This window comes from Micrococcus sp. HMSC31B01 (assembly GCF_001816085.1).
GTDB lineage: Bacteria > Actinomycetota > Actinomycetes > Actinomycetales > Micrococcaceae > Micrococcus > Micrococcus luteus.
Window position 1 is genome coordinate 1 of sequence record NZ_KV825393.1, and the last position, 2,006, is coordinate 2,006.

At 74.1% G+C, this 2,006-nt stretch carries 2 protein-coding genes and 1 pseudogene; 1 reads left to right on the forward strand and 2 read right to left on the reverse strand.

All coding sequences use genetic code 11. The annotated features are described in order from the left end of the window. Together ruvC and HMPREF3105_RS11270 are read right to left on the reverse strand one after the other, a co-directional pair. The coding region (gene ruvC / locus HMPREF3105_RS11265) for a crossover junction endodeoxyribonuclease RuvC (RefSeq protein WP_070709660.1) at positions 1-462 on the reverse strand (462 nt) is incomplete at its 3' end. Between the two features lie 47 nt (positions 463-509). After that, entirely contained in the window at positions 510-1,271 is a 762-nt protein-coding gene (locus tag HMPREF3105_RS11270; RefSeq protein WP_036317934.1) for a YebC/PmpR family DNA-binding transcriptional regulator, read from the reverse strand. 99 nt (positions 1,272-1,370) lie between these two features. On the opposite strand from HMPREF3105_RS11270, the pseudogene HMPREF3105_RS11275 reads away from it, so the two are divergent. Further along, positions 1,371-2,006: pseudogene (locus HMPREF3105_RS11275) on the forward strand (M3 family metallopeptidase); the annotation flags it as partial.

Below are 2,006 nucleotides of genomic sequence, written 5' to 3' on the forward strand. Positions count from 1 at the left end.
GAGGGCGGTGCCGCGCCAGCCGTGGGCGATGGCCAAGGCGAGGGCGTCGGCCGCGTCGGCCGGGCGCGGCGGGGCGTCGAGGCGGAGGATCCGGGTGACCATCGTGGTGACCTGCTCCTTGCCCGCATCGCCGTGTCCGGTGACGGCGGCCTTGACCTCGGAGGGGGTGTGCAGGCCCACGGGGACGCCGGCGCGCGCGGCCGCGGCGATCGCCACGCCCGCGGCCTGGGCCGTGCCCAGCACGGTCGGCGTGTTCGTGTTCGCGAACATGCGCTCGACGGCGGCGCGATCGGGCCGGTGCGCGGCGAGGACCGCGGAGACGGCCTCGTCGATGCGCAGGAGGCGCTGGTCCAGGGGGGCGGTGGGCGGGGTGCCCGTGACCTCGACGTGGACGAGCGCGGCCCGCCGTCGCGCGTCCACGTCCACCACGGCGATCCCGCAGCGGGTGAGCCCCGGGTCCACCCCGAGGATCCGGACGACGTCGGCGGGCCGGCGCGCGCTCAGCGCGATCAGTCCTCGTCGAGCTCGGCGAGGACCTCGGGGGCGATGTCCACGTTCGAGAAGACGTTCTGGACGTCGTCGAGGTCCTCGAGGGCATCGGCCAGCTTGAGGAAGGTGCGGGCGCCCGACGCGTCCAGGTCCACCTTCATGGTGGGGACGAACTCGAGCTCGTCGGACTCGTACTCCACGCCCGCCTCGTCGAGGGCCTTGGCCACGGACTGCAGGTCGGAGGGGTCCGAGAGGATCTCGAAGGAGTCGCCGGAGACGACGACCTCCTCGGCGTCGGCGCCGCCCTCGAGCACGGCCTCGAGCAGGCCGTCCTCGGTGTTGCCCTCGGCGGGCAGGCGCACGAGGCCCTTGCGCTCGAAGAGGAAGGAGACGGAGCCGGAGTCGGCCATGGTGCCGCCGTTGCGGGTGACGGCCGCGCGCACGTCCGCGGCGGCGCGGTTCTTGTTGTCGGTCAGGCACTCGACCAGCAGCGCCGAGCCCTGGGGGCCGCGGACCTCGTACATGATCTCGGCGTAGTCGATGACCTCGCCGGTGAGGCCGGCGCCGCGCTTGACGGCGCGGTCGATGTTGTCGTTGGGCACCGAGGCCTTCTTGGCCTTGGACACGGCCAGGTCGAGGGCGGGGTTGCCGGCGACGTCGGGTCCGCCGGCACGTGCCGCGACCTCGATGTTCTTGATGTACTTCGCGAACGCCTTGGCGCGCCGCGCGTCGATGACGGCCTTCTTGTGCTTGGTGGTCGCCCACTTGGAATGTCCTGCCATCACGCCTCCTCAGGTCTGGATCTCGTCTGCTGGCTCGACCGCCCAGTCTAGCGACGCCCGGTGGGGTGGCGCGGATCACGGCTGACTACACTCGCGCCCATGACCCACACCTCCGCGCCCTCCGTCCTGCCCGCCGACCACCCGCTGGCGACCCCCTCCGACCTGCCCTACGGGCTGCCCGACTTCTCCGCCGTCTCCGACGCGCAGCTGGCCGAGGCCGTGCGCGCGGGGATGGCGGCCCAGCGCGCCGAGGTCGACCAGATCCTCGGGGCGGCCACGGCGCCGACCTTCGAGAACACCGTCCGTGCGCTCGAGCTGTCCGGCCAGCTGCTGCGCCGCTCCGCCGCGATGTTCTTCACGCTCGTCGGCTCGGACGGCACGGATGCGCGGCAGGCCCTGGCCGAGGAGCTCTCCCCCGAGCTCGCGGCCCACGAGGACGCGATCCTGCTGGACCCGCGGCTGGCGGCGCGCGCCGCTTCGATCGACGACGGCGGCCTCACGGGCGAGGACGCCCGCCTGCTGGAGACGCTGCGCCTGCGCCTCTCCCTGGCGGGGGCGGACCTGGACGAGGCCGCGCGCGAGGAGCTGCGCGGGATCAACACGGAGCTGGCGTCCCTCTCGGCCGCCTACACGCGCCGCCTCGTCGCGGACACCGCCGCCCGCGCCGTGCTCGTCACGGACCGCGAGCGCCTGGCCGGTCTGAGCGAGGACGACCTGGCCGCGGCGGCGGGGGCG